The following is a 14,549-nucleotide window of genomic DNA, read 5'->3' on the forward strand; positions in this document are numbered from 1 at the left end:
CATCCATTCGTCATACAGCGGGAGTTTTGATGCATAACCTGGTGATTCTGGGAGCCTCCGGCTCCATCGGTCAGAGTACGCTCAAGGTACTGCGGCACAATCCTGGGCGCTGGCAGGTGCTGGCGCTGACCGCGGCTCGCAGCGTGGAGGCCATGCTGCGCGACTGCCTCGAATTCTCTCCCCGCTTCGCCGTTATGGTGGACGAGGCCGCCGCCAGCGAGCTGGCCGCTCAACTCAAGACCCACGGCAGCGTGACTCGTGTCATGGCTGGCCCGGCCGCCCTGTGCGAAGTGGCCGCTCACCCCGATGCCCACAGCGTGATGGCCGCCATCGTCGGCGCCGCCGGGCTTGCGCCCACCATGGCGGCGGTGCGTGCCGGCAAGCGCATCCTGCTGGCCAACAAGGAGGCCCTGGTGATGTCCGGCGCCTTCTTCATGGAGGCGGTGCGCGAGCACGGGGCCGAGCTGCTGCCCATCGACAGCGAACACAACGCCATTTTCCAGTGCCTGCCCGAGGCCATCCAGCGCCAGCCCGGCTTTTGTGACCTGGCGGGAGCGGGCATCAGCAAGATCCTGCTGACCGGCTCCGGCGGCCCGTTCCGTTATACCGACATCGCTGAGCTGGCCCGCGTCACCCCGGCTCAGGCCATCGCCCATCCCAACTGGTCCATGGGGGCCAAGATCTCGGTCGACTCCGCCACCATGATCAACAAGGGGCTGGAGTATATCGAGGCGCGCTGGCTGTTCAACGCGGCGCCCGAGCAGATCCAGGTGGTGATCCATCCCCAGTCGGTGATTCACTCCATGGTGCAGTACAAGGATGGCTCCGTGCTGGCCCAGCTCGGCAATCCGGACATGTGTACCCCCATCGCCCACGCGCTGGCCTATCCGGCTCGAATCGAGTCCGGTGTGGAACCTTTGGATTTCTTCAGTGTCGGAGAGTTCAGCTTTATCCGTCCCGACTATGAGCGCTATCCCTGCCTGCAGCTTGCCATGCATGCCTGTCAGCAGGGGCAGGCCGCAACCACGGCCCTCAATGCCGCCAACGAGGAGGCCGTGGCGGCTTTCCTTGCAGAGCGGATCGGTTTTATGGATATTGCCAGAGTCAATGAGGCCACCATGCTCGCCCTGGGCGGTACGGCGGCCGGTTCGCTGGACGATTTGATTGCGCTGGATGGGGCGGCCCGTGCCCGTGCTCACAATTTGATTGAGGAGCTTAGCTGATGAGAGCTGTTTCGTGGCATTGTGCTGCCTTCACCCTGATTGTCGGAGACAGGACCATGCATGAAAGCGAGGTGATGGGCTGATGGGCGGTGTGTTGTGGAACATCGGTGCCTTTATCGTCGCCCTCGGGCTGCTGGTTGCGGTACATGAATTCGGCCACTTCTGGGTGGCCCGTCGCTGCGGCGTCAAGGTCGAACGTTTCTCCATCGGTTTCGGCAAGGCCATCTGGCGTCGGCTGGGCAAGGATGGCACCGAGTACGTGCTGGCCCTGATCCCCCTCGGCGGTTACGTCAAGATGCTGGACGGCCGGGTGGACGAGCTCAAACCCGGTGACGAGCAGTTCGCTTTCAATCACAAGAGCGTCTGGGCGCGGATGGCCATCGTCGCTGCCGGCCCCATGGCCAACTTCGTGTTTGCCCTGTTCGCCCTCTGGCTGATGTTCATGATCGGCGTGCCCGCCGTCAAACCCGTGGTGGGCGAGGTGCGTCCCGCCTCCATCGTGGCGGCGGCCGGGGTGGAACCCGGCATGGAGATCGTCGGCGTCGGCGGCGAGGAGACCGGTGACTGGGAGAGCGTGACCTATGCCCTCATCAGCCACCTTGGCGATGACTCGGTCCAGCTCAAGCTCAAGGCGGCCAACACCAGCTACGCGGTGGACAAGACCCTGCAGCTGGCCGGCTGGAAGTTTGACCCCGACAAGGAGTCTCCCATCGGCAGCCTGGGCATAGTGCCGCTCGGTGGCAAGGTGCTGCCGGTGGTCGATGCGGTGGTGGCCGCGAGCGCCAGCGAGAAGGCCGGCGTTCAGGCGGGCGATCGCATCAAGCGGGTAGGGGAGCAGGAGATCACCGAGTGGGCCCAGTTTGTCCACCAGGTGCAGCAGTCGCCCCAGCAGCCGCTTGAGGTGACCGTCGAGCGGGCGGGCAGCGAGCTGACCCTGACCCTGACGCCGGATGCCAAGAAGGTGCGGGGCCAGCTGGTCGGTTTTGTCGGCCTGTCGCCGCAACTGGTTCCATTACCGGATGAGTATCGGATTCTGTTACAGTATGGGCCTTTGCAAGCCCTGTGGCAGGGTGCCCAGAAGACCTGGAGCCTGACCACCCTGACCTTCGACATGATCGGCAAGCTGATCGGTGGCATCGTCTCGCTGGACAACCTGAGCGGCCCCATCTCCATTGCCAAGGGCGCGGGCAGCAGTGCCGACTACGGTCTGGTCTACTTTCTCGGCTTTCTGGCGCTGATCAGCGTCAACCTGGGGATCATCAACCTGTTCCCCCTGCCGGTGCTGGACGGTGGCCATCTGGTCTACTTCCTCATCGAGGCGGTCACCGGCAAGCCGGTATCAGAAAAAATTCAGGAAGTGGGTTTCCGGATTGGCGCCGCCATTCTGATGTTACTGATGGGTATTGCGCTGTTTAATGATTTCGCTCGCCTCTGAGGCCAGAGCATCAACAAGGACACATAAGAACAAAATGGCTGTTAAAAAAGCATTGGTGTTGAGTTGCCTGCTGGGTGCCAGTTTCCTGGCCCAGGCGGCCCCTGCCTCTTTTGTGGTGCAAGATATTCAGGTTGAAGGTCTGCAGCGGGTGACCCTGGGGGCCGCCCTGCTGAACCTGCCGATCCGGGTGGGCGATTCCGTCGATTCCGTGACGCTGGCCAACGCCATCAAGAAGCTCTATGCCTCCGGCAACTTCGAGGACGTCAAGGTCTACCGCGACGGCCAGGTGCTGCAAGTGGCGGTCAAAGAGCGGCCGACCATCTCCAGCATCGAGTTCTCCGGCAACAAGGATATCAAGGAAGAGCAGCTGACCCAGAGCCTGGAGTCCTCCGGCATCCGGGTGGGTGATCCGCTGGATCGCACCGTGCTGAGCTCCCTCGAGAAGGGGCTGGAAGATTTCTACTACGGCGTGGGCAAGTACTCCGCCAAGGTCAAGGCCATCGTCACCCCGCTGCCGCGCAACCGGGTCGACCTCAAGTTCACCTTCGTGGAAGGGGAAGCGGCCAAGATCCAGCAGATCAACATCGTCGGCAACAACGTGTTCCCGGAAGAGAAGCTGCTGGCCCAGCTCTCCCTCAAGGACGACGTGCCCTGGTGGAACTTCACCGGTGACCAGCGCTACCAGAAGCAGAAGCTGGCCGGCGACATCGAAACCCTGCGCTCCTACTACATGGACCGCGGCTACATCCGCTTTACCCAGGAGTCGACCCAGGTCTCCATGACCCCGGACAAGAAGGGGGTCTACGTCACCCTCAACGTCAAGGAAGGGGATCAATACAAGGTGTCCGGCATCCAGCTCAAGGGCGATCTGATCGATCGCGGCGGCGAGATGAAGGGGCTCATCCCCATCGAGACCGGCAGCATCTACTCCGCCAGCCAGGTGACTCACACCGAAGAGGTGCTCTCCAAGTTCCTCGGTCGTTACGGCTACGCCTACCCGAAAGTGGTCACCTTCCCGCAGGTCAACGACCAGACCAAGGAAGTGGAGCTCATCGTCAACATCGAGCCGGGCCCCCGCGTTTACGTGCGCAACATCAACTTCACCGGCAACGTCACCACCAAGGACGAAGTGCTGCGCCGCGAGATGCGTCAGATGGAGGGCACCTGGCTCTCTTCCGACAGCGTCGAGCAGTCCAAGACCCGTCTCAACCGCCTCGGCTTCTTCGAAACCGCCGAAGTGGACACCAAACGGGTGCCGGGCAGCGATGACCAGGTCGATCTGGACTTCAAGGTCAAGGAGCAGCCGGCCGGTTCCATCAACGCCGGCGTGGGCTACGGTACCGAATCTGGCCTGAGTCTGCAGGCGGGCCTGCAGCAGGACAACTTCATGGGGACCGGCAAGAAGATCGGCATCTCCGCCAGTACCAACAAGTACTCCAAGAGCGTCGACCTCAGCTACAACGATCCCTACTTCACCGTGGACGGGGTCAGCCTCGGCGGTCGTCTCTACTACAACCAGTTCAGTGCGGCCGACGCCAACATCGTGGACTACGAGAACACCACCATCGGCTTCCGCCTCTCCAGTGGTTTCCCGGTCAACGAGAACAACCGTCTCGACTTCAGCCTCGGGGTCGAAAACAACAAACTGTCCCAGCCCAACCCCTATCTGCAGGTGGATGAGTTCTGGAAGGTGTACAGCGAGAACAAGGATGGCGACAACCGCATGGTGTTCAACACCGTCGACGTCACCGCCGGCTGGACCCGTTCCACCCTCAACAAGGGCCAGTTCCCGACCGCCGGTGACCGTCAGCGGGTCAACGCCAAGGTGACCGTGCCGGGCATGGATCTGCAGTACTTCAAGCTCAACGCCGAAGACGCGCACTACTTCCCGTTCGATGCGGATCACAAGTGGGTGCTGATGACCAAGGCGCGAGCCTCCTACGGCAACGGCTACGGCAGCAACGGCAGCTATGACCATGTATTGCCGTTCTTCGAGAACTACTTCGCCGGTGGTTTCGACACCCTGCGCGGCTTCAAGAGCAATACCGTGGGTCCGAAGGCGCTCTACTACTACAACCTGAGCGGCAACGACGTCATCCAGGGCACCGACAGCTCGGTGGGCGGCAACGCCCTGGCGGTCGCCTCCCTCGAGATGATAGTGCCGACGCCGTTTGCGTCCGAGACCTATCAGCCGCAACTGCGGACCAGCTTCTTCATCGATGCCGGTTCCGTATGGGATACCACCTTCGACTATGACCAGTACCGCAACCGTTGCTTCAGCGGCTGCAACTATCTGGCCGACTATTCGGATCCGACCAACTACCGCGCCTCGGCCGGTCTGTCGCTGCAGTGGCTCTCCCCGATGGGCCCGCTGGTGTTCGCGATTGCCCGTCCGCTCAAGCAGTACGAGGGCGACCGGACCGAGTTCTTCTCATTCAACATCGGCCGTACCTTCTAAGGACGGACCCTGCCCCCACCCAGCGGTGGGGGTATTCAATGATGGGACGCGCAGCTTGCGTGCCTCACCAGGTAACAAGTCGGTCCGGGTACCACTTGCATAATCAGGTAAATCAGGTAGCCCTCACATGAGGGAACAAGGAGTAAGTGTGAATAAAGCGTTGAAAGTAGCTGGTTTGAGTTTTGCACTGATGGCTGCCGGCATGGGCTCCGCCTTGGCCGAGACCAAGATCGCCGTGGTCGACATGGGCGAAGTATTCCAAAAGCTGCCCCAGCGTGAAGCAGTCTCCAAGAAGCTGAAAGGCGAATTCGAGCCGCGCATGCGTGAGCTGCAGAAGCTGGAATCCGACGGTCAGAAACTGGTCGAGAAGTTCAAGAAGGACGAAGCCTTCATGAGCGCCGAGCAGAAGAAGCAGAACCAGGAGAAGCTGGCCAAGCTGCAGATGGAGTTCAACCAGAAGCGTCAGGCGTTTGAACAGGACAACGGTCGCCGTCAGTCCGAAGAGCGCAACAAGATCCTGACCAAGGTGCAGGCTGCCATCGATTCCATCGCCAAGAGCAATGGTTACGATCTGGTGCTGGAGCGCAACGCCGCCCCGTACGCCGCCAGCAAGCTGGACATCTCTGCCCAGGTTATTTCTCAGGTAAGCAAGAGCAACTAATTGATGGCATTCACTCTCGCACAGCTGGCCCAGCAACTGGGGGCCCAGGTCCATGGCGACGGAACCCTGGAAATCCGCAAGGTAGCGACACTGGAAAAGGCCGGGGAGGGGGATATCACCTTCCTGTCCAATAAAAAGTACCGGCATTATCTGGAGCAGAGCAAGGCGACCGCCGTGCTCATCACAGAAGCGGATCTGCCATTTTGTCCCACCAATGCCCTGGTGCTCAAAGACCCCTATGTGGGCTTTGCCCGGGTTGCCCAACTGCTGGACACCACCCCGCAGCCGGCCACGGATATCCATCCGAGCGCCGTCATCGCGGCGGACGTGCAACTGGGCGAGAGAGTGGCCATCGGGGCCAATGCGGTGATCGAATCCGGCGTGGTGCTGGGGGATGATGTGCGCATCGGTCCGGGCTGTTTCGTTGGCAAGAATACCCGACTGGGAGCTCGCTCCCGGTTGTGGGCCAACGTCACCCTGTATCACAAAGTGACCCTGGGCACGGACTGTCTGGTACAGGCCGGCACCGTGATCGGGGCAGACGGTTTCGGTTATGCCAACGAGCGCGGCGAGTGGATCAAGATCCCCCAGCTCGGCGGCGTGACCATCGGCAACCGGGTCGAGATCGGTGCCTGCACCACCATCGACCGCGGCGCGCTGGAAGATACCCGCATCGCTGACAACGTCATCATCGACAACCAGTGCCAGATCGCCCACAACGTCGAGATCGGCTACGGCACCGCCGTGGCGGGCTCCACCGTGATGGCAGGTAGTCTCAAGGTTGGCAAATACTGTATCATTGGCGGCGCCTCCGTCTTTAACGGGCACATGGAGATCTGCGACCAGGCCACCGTTACCGGCATGGCCATGGTGATGCGACCCATTACCGAGCCCGGTGTCTACTCTTCCGGCATCCCCCTGCAAACCAATAAAGAGTGGCGCAAGACCGCCGCCCGGGTGATGCGTATCGAAGAGATGCACAAGCGGTTGAGCAAGCTTGAGAAGAAGCTGGACCAAGAATAATCACGATTGGTATAGGGTACTGTTTTGACTACTGAAAAGAAGAGCCTGGGTATCCAGGAAATAATGGATCTGCTGCCCCACCGTTATCCGTTCCTGATGGTGGACAAGGTGGAAAACTACGAGATCAGCGATGAGCGCAAGACCTTGCGTGCCATCAAGAACGTCTCGTTCAACGAGCCGATCTTTCAGGGCCACTTCCCGGCCAAGCCGGTGTTCCCCGGCGTGCTGATCCTGGAAGCCATGGCACAGGCCACCGGTATCCTGGCGTTTACCATGGTGGGCAAGCCGTCTCCCAATGAACTCTATTACTTTGCCTCAATCGACAACGCTCGTTTCAAGCGTCCGGTGGGCCCCGGCGATCAGCTGGTGCTTGACGTGGAATTCCTGAAAGAGCGTCGCGGTATCGCCAAGTTCACCGGTGTGGCCACGGTCAACGGTGAAGTGGTCTGTACCGCCGAGCTGATGTGCGCCAAACGCGAGGTTTAACACACGTGATCGACCAGACTGCCATCATTCACGATACTGCCGTCGTCCATGAGTCTGCCGTCATCGGTAAAGGGGTTGAAATCGGCCCCTTTTCTGTCATCGGTGCCGAGGTGGAAATCGGCGACAACACCTGGGTCAGCTCCCATGTGGTGATCAAGGGCCCGACCAAGATTGGTCGCGGCAACAAGATCTTCCAGCACACCTCCATCGGTGAGGATTGCCAGGACAAAAAGTACGCCGGCGAGCGCACCTTCCTCGAGATCGGCGACAACAACGTCTTTCGCGAGAACTGCACCGTGCACCGCGGCACCATCCAGGATCAGTCCCTGACCAGGATCGGCAGCGGCAACCTGTTCATGGTCAACGTCCACGTTGCCCACGACTGCATCATCGGTGACAACTGCATCTTCGCCAACAACGCGACCCTGGCGGGCCACGTGGTGATCGGCGATTTCGTGATCTTTGGCGGTCTCTCCGCGATCCACCAGTTCGGCCGAGTCGGCTCCCACGCCTTCGTCGGTGGCTGCGCCGCCCTCAACAAGGACGTGCCGCCCTACGTGATGGCCGCTGGCAACTACGCCAAGCCGTTCGGGGTCAACTCCGAGGGGTTGCGTCGTCGCGGTTATACGCCTGAGGCCATCTCCGCCGTCAAGCGCGCCTACAAGGAGATCTTCCGCTCCGGCAAGACCATCGAAGAGGTACTGCCGGTGCTGACTGAGATGGCGCAAGCCGAGCCGGCAATCCAGCTCTACGTGGATTTCCTCAAAGACAACGAGCGCGGGATCATCCGTGCCTGATCCCGTTCGCATCGGTATCGTCGCCGGAGAGGTTTCCGGCGACATTCTGGCTGCCGGCCTGGTGCGCGAGCTGCAGGCCCGCTACCCGGACGCCCAGTTCGAAGGGATCGCCGGGCCGCGCATGCAGGCCCTCGGCGTGAAGGCGCTGTTCGAGATGGAAGAGCTTTCCGTCATGGGGATCACCGAGGTGCTGGGCCGTCTGCCGCGCATTCTCAAGGTCCGCCGCGAACTGCTGCGTCACTTCATCGCCAATCCGCCCGACATCTTCATCGGGGTGGATGCACCGGATTTCAATATCGGGGTGGAGCTCAAACTGCGCCGCGCTGGTATCAAGACGGTTCACTACGTCAGCCCCTCGGTGTGGGCCTGGCGCCAGAACCGCATTCACAAGATCAAGGCCGCCACCGACATGGTGCTCGCCTTCCTGCCGTTCGAGAAAGCCTTCTACGACCGCTTCGATGCCCCTTGCCGCTTCGTCGGCCACACCATGGCGGACGACATTCCGTTGGTGCCGGATCAGGCCGCGGTACGCAGAACCCTCGGCATCGACGCCAACCGGCGCTGGCTGGCGGTGCTGCCGGGCAGTCGCAGTGCCGAGGTGGGCTTTATGTCGCCCCTGTTTCTCGAGGCCTGCAAGCACCTGACGGTACGCTATCCGGATCTCGGTTTCATCGTGCCGCTGGTCAACCAGAAGCGGCGCGAGCAGTTCCTGGCCATCAAGGCCGAGCTGGCGCCGGATCTCGACATGGTGCTGCTGGAAGGGCAGGGCCGTGAGGCGATGATCGCCGCCGACGTGGTGATGCTGGCCTCCGGCACCGCGGCGCTTGAAGCCATGCTGGTGAAAAAGCCGATGGTGGTGGGTTACAAGCTCAAGCCGTTCAGCTACTGGTTGGCCCAGCGGCTGGTGAAGACCGAATTCGTCTCCCTGCCCAACCTGCTGGCCGGCCGCATGCTGGTGCCCGAGCTCATCCAGCACGAATGCACCCCGGAGAATCTGGTGGTCGAGGTGAGCAAGTTCTTCGAGCACGACAACAGCGCGCTGGTGAATACCTTCACCGAGCTCCATCAGCTCATCCGCTGCAACGCGGATCAGCAGGCGGCCGAAGCGGTGGCCGAGCTGCTCGGCAGATAACTTCCGGGCGGCCGCAGGGGCTGCGCCAACGTGACGCCAGGCCCTGCGGGGCCTGTTTTGATTCAAGGCTACAAGATGATGATCGATATTCCTGACGACAGGCTGGTTGCCGGTGTGGACGAAGTGGGCCGTGGCCCGCTGGTGGGGGACGTGGTGACCGCCGCGGTGATACTTGACCCGGCCAATCCCATCATCGGGCTGAACGACTCCAAGAAGCTCTCCGAGAAGAAGCGGCTCGCCCTGTTTGACGAGATCAAACAGAAGGCGCTGGCCTGGTCCGTCGGCCGTGCCAGCCCGGCGGAGATCGACGAGCTCAACATCCTGCACGCCACCATGCTGGCGATGCAGCGCGCCGTGGCGGGGCTCTCCATCGCGCCCGAGCTGGTCTTCATCGACGGCAACCGTTGCCCAAGTTTGCCGATGGAGGCCCGCGCCGTGGTCAAGGGCGACAGCCTGGTAGCCGCCATCAGCGCCGCCTCCATTCTGGCCAAGGTGACTCGCGATGCGGAGATGACCGAGCTGGACAGCCGTCATCCCGAGTACGGTTTTGCCCGTCACAAGGGCTATCCGACCGCGGAGCACCTCGCCATCCTGGCCGAGCGCGGCCCGCTGCCCGAATATCGCAAAAGTTTCAAACCGGTGCGTCGCGCACTGGGGATCGAATAGACCATGCACTTTAGTCCGAGCAACGAGAGGGGATGACGATGGCTGAACCCCGTTTTATCCACCTGCGGGTCCACTCCGACTTCTCCATGGTCGATGGCCTGCAGAAGATCAATCCCATCGTCGGTGCGGCGGCGGCCAACAACATGCCGGCGCTGGCGCTGACCGACCAGATGAACATGTGCGGCCTGGTGCGCTTCTACGGCGCCGCCCACGGCAAGGGCGTCAAGCCTATCGTCGGGGCCGACTTCTGGGTGCAGAGTGACGAGCTCGGCGACGAGCAGTTCCGCCTCACCCTGCTCGCCATGGACAACGACGGCTACCAGAACATCACCCTGCTCATCTCCCGCGGCTATCAGCGCGGTCACGTGCAGGGGCGCCCGGTCATCGACAAGGCCTGGCTGGCCGAACACGCCAAGGGGGTGATCGTGCTCTCCGGCGGGCGCGAGGGGGACGTGGGCAAGTTCCTGCTCAAGGGCAACCGCCAGATGACCGAGCAGTGTCTCGCCTTCTATCAGACTCACTTCCCCGACGCCTATTACCTGGAGCTGCTGCGTACCGGCCGTCCCGATGAAGAGGTCTACCTGCACATGGCGGTGGCGATTGCTACCGAGTTCGCGCTGCCGGTGGTGGCCACCAACGAGGTGGTGTTCCTCACCGCCGATGATTTCGACGCCCACGAGATCCGGGTCGCCATCCACGATGGCTATACCCTGATGGACAAGCGTCGGCCGCGCCGCTACAGCCCGCAGCAGTATCTGCGCAGCCAGGAGGAGATGGCGGAGCTGTTTGCCGACATCCCCGAGGCGCTGGAGAACACGGTGGAGATCGCCAAGCACTGCAACGTGACGGTGCGCCTCGGCGAATACTTCCTGCCCAACTTCCCGACCGGTGACATGACCACCGAAGACTTCCTGGTCATGAAGTCGAAAGAGGGGTTGGAGGAGCGGCTGGAATTCCTGTTCCCGGATCCGGCGGTGCGGGCCGAGCGCCGTCCCGAGTATGACGAGCGGCTCGACATCGAGCTCAAAGTGATCAACCAGATGGGCTTCCCGGGTTACTTCCTCATCGTGATGGAGTTTATCCAGTGGTCCAAGGACAACGGCATCCCCGTTGGCCCGGGCCGGGGCTCGGGGGCGGGTTCCCTGGTGGCCTACGCCCTCAAGATCACCGATCTCGATCCGCTGGAATTTGACCTGCTGTTCGAACGTTTCCTGAACCCCGAGCGGGTATCCATGCCCGACTTCGACGTCGACTTCTGTATGGACCGGCGCGACGAGGTGATCGACCACGTCTCCGAGATGTACGGCCGGGAGGCGGTATCCCAGATCATCACCTTCGGCAGCATGGCGGCCAAGGCGGTGGTGCGGGACGTGGGCCGGGTGCTGGGCCACGCCTACGGCTTCGTCGATCGCATCTCCAAGCTGATCCCGCCGGATCCGGGCATGACCCTGGCCAAGGCGTTCGAGGCCGAACCCAAGCTGCCCGAGCTCTACGAGCAGGACGAGGAGGTCAAGGACCTCATCGACATGGCGCGCCGGCTGGAAGGGGTGGTGCGCAACGCCGGTAAACACGCCGGTGGCGTGGTGATCGCGCCTACCAAGATCACCGACTTCGCGCCGCTCTACTGCGATGACGAAGGCCATCACCCGGTCACCCAGTTCGACAAGAACGACGTGGAGTACGCCGGGCTGGTGAAGTTCGACTTCCTCGGCCTGCGCACGCTCACCATCATCGACTGGGCGCTCGGCATGATTAACCCGCGCCTTGCCAAAGAGGGCAAGCCGCCGGTCGACATCGCCGCCATCCCCATCGACGACAAGCGCTCGTTCGACCTGCTGCAGCGCTACGAGACCACCGCGGTATTCCAGCTGGAATCCCGCGGCATGAAGGATCTCATCAAGCGGCTGCAGCCTGACTGCTTCGAAGACATGATCGCTCTGGTGGCGCTGTTCCGCCCGGGCCCGCTGCAGTCGGGCATGGTGGACAACTTCATCGAGCGCAAGCACGGCAAGGAGGCCATCTCCTATCCGGACGAGAAGTGGCAGCACGAGAGTCTGCAGCCGATCCTCGAGCCCACCTACGGCATCATCCTCTATCAGGAGCAGGTGATGCAGATTGCCCAGACCCTGGCGGGTTATACGCTGGGTGGCGCGGACATGCTGCGCCGGGCGATGGGCAAGAAAAAACCCGAAGAGATGGCCAAGCAGCGGGCCGGCTTCGAGGAGGGGGCGGTCAAGAACGGCGTCGACGGCGAACTGGCGATGAAGATCTTCGATCTGGTGGAGAAGTTTGCAGGCTACGGCTTCAACAAATCCCACTCCGCCGCCTATGCGCTGGTCTCCTACCAGACCCTCTGGCTCAAGACCCACTTCCCGGCGGAGTTCATGGCGGCGGTGATGACTGCCGACATGGACAACACCGACAAGATAGTGACCCTGGTGGACGAGTGCCAGCGGATGGGGCTCACCGTGATCCCGCCGGACGTGAACACCGGTCGCTACCGCTTCAGCGTCAACGAAGATGGTCACATCGTCTACGGCATCGGCGCGGTGAAGGGGGTGGGGGAAGGTCCCATCGATGCGATCCTGGAAGCGCGGGATCGGGACGGGCCGTTTCGCGATCTGTTCGACTTCTGCAACCGGGTCGACATCAAGAAGCTCAACAAGCGGGTGATGGAGAAGCTCATTCTCTCCGGCGCCATGGACCGGCTCGGCCCCCACCGCGCCGCCCTGATGGCGACCCTGGAGGAGGCGATGCGCGCCGCCGAGCAGCACGCCAAGGCGCAGGCGGTGGGTCAGGTCGACATGTTCGGCGTGCTCACCGAAGAGATAGACGACGTCAAGAAGGCGTTCGCCAACGTGCCGCACTGGCCTGACAAGGTGTGGCTGGAAGGGGAGCGCGAGACCCTCGGGCTCTACCTCACCGGTCACCCCATCAACCAGTACAGCGGCGAGCTGCGTCGTTATACCTCTGGCCGGCTGTGCGATCTGCACCCCACCTCCCGCGATACCGTGACCACGGCGGCGGGGCTGGTGATCGCGGCGCGCAGCATGGTGACCAAGCGTGGCAACAAGATGGGGATCTTCACCCTGGACGACCGTTCCGGTCGCCTCGATGTGACCCTGTTCAGTGAAGCGCTGGAAAAGTATGAAGAATTGATGCAAAAAGACCGTATTTTGGTGGTTTCTGGACAGGTCAGCTTTGATGACTTCTCCGGTGGCCTTAAAATGTCGGCCCGTGAATTACTGGATATCAACGATGCGAGAGAGCGTTTTGCCAGGGCGATCCGCATCTCTCTCGATGAACAGCAGATTGATGATCGTTTTTTCCCGCGTTTGTGCGAGATTTTGGAACCCGCCCGTGCCGGAGTTTGTCCGGTTCAGGTAAACTATCGTCGCCCCGGTTCCCGGGCGCGATTGACGCTCGGTACCGAGTGGCGGGTGACGCCCACCGATCAACTGATAGATGACTTGCGCGTCCTGCTTGGACGAGAGCGGGTTGAATTGGTTTTTGATTAGAGGATCTATAGTCCCTATGAGTCTTTTTCTGGATTTTGAACAGCCGATCGCCGAGTTGCAGGCGCAGATTGACGAACTCCGTCATGTGAGTGAAGGCAATCACGCCGTGGATCTTAAAGAAGAGATCCGTCGGCTGGAGAAGAAAAACGAAGAGCTGACCAAGAAGATCTTCGGCGATCTGGGGGCCTGGCAGGTATCCCAGATGGCGCGTCATCCCCAGCGCCCCTATACCCTCGACTACATCGAGCACATCTTCACCGACTTCGACGAGCTGGCCGGCGATCGCTCCTATGCCGATGACAAGGCCATCGTCGGCGGCATCGCCCGTCTCGACGGCGAGCCGGTGATGGTCATCGGCCACCAGAAGGGGCGCGAGACCAAGGAGAAGATCAAACGCAACTTCGGCATGCCGCGTCCGGAAGGGTATCGCAAGGCCCTGCGCCTGATGGAGATGGCCGAGCGCTTCAAGATGCCGATCATCACCTTCATCGACACCCCGGGCGCCTATCCTGGCGTCGGTGCCGAAGAGCGCGGCCAGTCCGAGGCGATTGCCCGCAACCTGAAAGTGATGGCCGGTCTGACCGTGCCGGTAGTCTGCACCGTGATCGGTGAAGGCGGCTCCGGCGGCGCCCTGGCCATCGGTGTCGGCGATCGCGTCAACATGCTGCAGTATTCCACCTACTCGGTCATCTCGCCGGAAGGGTGCGCCTCCATCCTGTGGAAGAGCGCCGACAAGGCGCCGGTCGCGGCCGATGCCATGGGCATCACCGCCCAGCGCCTGAAGGAGCTGAAACTTATCGACAACATCGTCGAGGAGCCACTCGGTGGCGCCCACCGCAATGTGGAAAAGATGGCCAAGCGCCTGAAAGACCGCATTCAGCAGGATCTGAACGCCCTGCGCCCGCTCGAGACCGAGCAGCTGCTGGAGCAGCGTTACCAGCGCCTGCTGGGCTACGGCTACTGCTAAGCCCGCTGCGGTATCGCACCAGGCTGGAAGGCCCCCGCTCTGCGGGGGCCTTCTTTTTTGGGCGAGCGTTTTGGCGAGAGCGGGGCAGTGAAAAATCCTGTTCATATGAATACCTGTTGGCACGATGTTTGCCAAAACTCCCCTGTTGGATCAATTCAACGGCGATTTGTGGCCGAAAAAAGT

The 14,549-nt window shown here is 61.7% G+C and carries 11 protein-coding genes; all 11 read left to right on the forward strand.

All coding sequences use genetic code 11. From position 1 onward, the window contains the following. Positions 1-29 precede the first annotated feature (29 nt). The 11 genes from ispC to accA all read left to right on the forward strand — a co-directional run bounded on the left by ispC (position 30) and on the right by accA (position 14,366). Positions 30-1,223: a 1-deoxy-D-xylulose-5-phosphate reductoisomerase gene (gene ispC, locus E5E96_RS13270; protein WP_171282353.1), complete on the forward strand. Its 1,194-nt coding sequence runs from the start codon at positions 30-32 to the stop codon at positions 1,221-1,223. Between the two features lie 82 nt (positions 1,224-1,305). After that, positions 1,306-2,658 carry a sigma E protease regulator RseP gene (gene rseP, locus E5E96_RS13275; protein WP_044799422.1) on the forward strand — a complete coding sequence of 451 codons (1,353 nt, stop codon included), beginning with the start codon at positions 1,306-1,308 and terminating at the stop codon, positions 2,656-2,658. 34 nt (positions 2,659-2,692) lie between these two features. After that, complete coding sequence (bamA, locus tag E5E96_RS13280; RefSeq protein WP_171282354.1) at positions 2,693-5,116, forward strand: outer membrane protein assembly factor BamA; 2,424 nt, start codon at positions 2,693-2,695, stop codon at positions 5,114-5,116. 148 nt (positions 5,117-5,264) lie between these two features. Further along, entirely contained in the window at positions 5,265-5,777 is a 513-nt protein-coding gene (locus E5E96_RS13285; protein ID WP_011705101.1) for an OmpH family outer membrane protein, read from the forward strand. A 3-nt stretch (positions 5,778-5,780) separates the two neighbouring features. After that, positions 5,781-6,800, forward strand: a complete 1,020-nt coding sequence (gene lpxD / locus E5E96_RS13290; RefSeq protein ID WP_171282355.1) for a UDP-3-O-(3-hydroxymyristoyl)glucosamine N-acyltransferase — start codon at positions 5,781-5,783, stop codon at positions 6,798-6,800. Between the two features lie 24 nt (positions 6,801-6,824). After that, entirely contained in the window at positions 6,825-7,286 is a 462-nt protein-coding gene (gene fabZ, locus E5E96_RS13295; protein WP_010634777.1) for a 3-hydroxyacyl-ACP dehydratase FabZ, read from the forward strand. A gap of 5 nt (positions 7,287-7,291) precedes the next feature. Beyond that, a complete protein-coding gene (gene lpxA / locus E5E96_RS13300) occupies positions 7,292-8,083 on the forward strand; it encodes an acyl-ACP--UDP-N-acetylglucosamine O-acyltransferase (protein WP_011705103.1) in 792 nt (263 codons plus the stop codon). After that, entirely contained in the window at positions 8,076-9,215 is a 1,140-nt protein-coding gene (lpxB, locus tag E5E96_RS13305) for a lipid-A-disaccharide synthase (RefSeq protein WP_011705104.1), read from the forward strand. Before lpxA ends, lpxB begins: the two co-directional genes overlap by 8 nt. Before the next feature lie 75 nt (positions 9,216-9,290). Continuing rightward, positions 9,291-9,881 carry a ribonuclease HII gene (rnhB, locus tag E5E96_RS13310; protein WP_039212964.1) on the forward strand — a complete coding sequence of 197 codons (591 nt, stop codon included), beginning with the start codon at positions 9,291-9,293 and terminating at the stop codon, positions 9,879-9,881. 38 nt (positions 9,882-9,919) lie between these two features. Continuing rightward, positions 9,920-13,399 (forward strand): DNA polymerase III subunit alpha, encoded by a 3,480-nt coding sequence (gene dnaE / locus E5E96_RS13315; protein ID WP_171282356.1) that lies wholly within the window; start codon positions 9,920-9,922, stop codon positions 13,397-13,399. Between the two features lie 16 nt (positions 13,400-13,415). Continuing rightward, positions 13,416-14,366 carry an acetyl-CoA carboxylase carboxyl transferase subunit alpha gene (gene accA / locus E5E96_RS13320; protein WP_171282357.1) on the forward strand — a complete coding sequence of 317 codons (951 nt, stop codon included), beginning with the start codon at positions 13,416-13,418 and terminating at the stop codon, positions 14,364-14,366. Positions 14,367-14,549: the final 183 nt, after the last annotated feature.

It is taken from the genome of Aeromonas sp. 1805 (assembly GCF_013085525.1).
GTDB lineage: Bacteria > Pseudomonadota > Gammaproteobacteria > Enterobacterales > Aeromonadaceae > Aeromonas > Aeromonas hydrophila.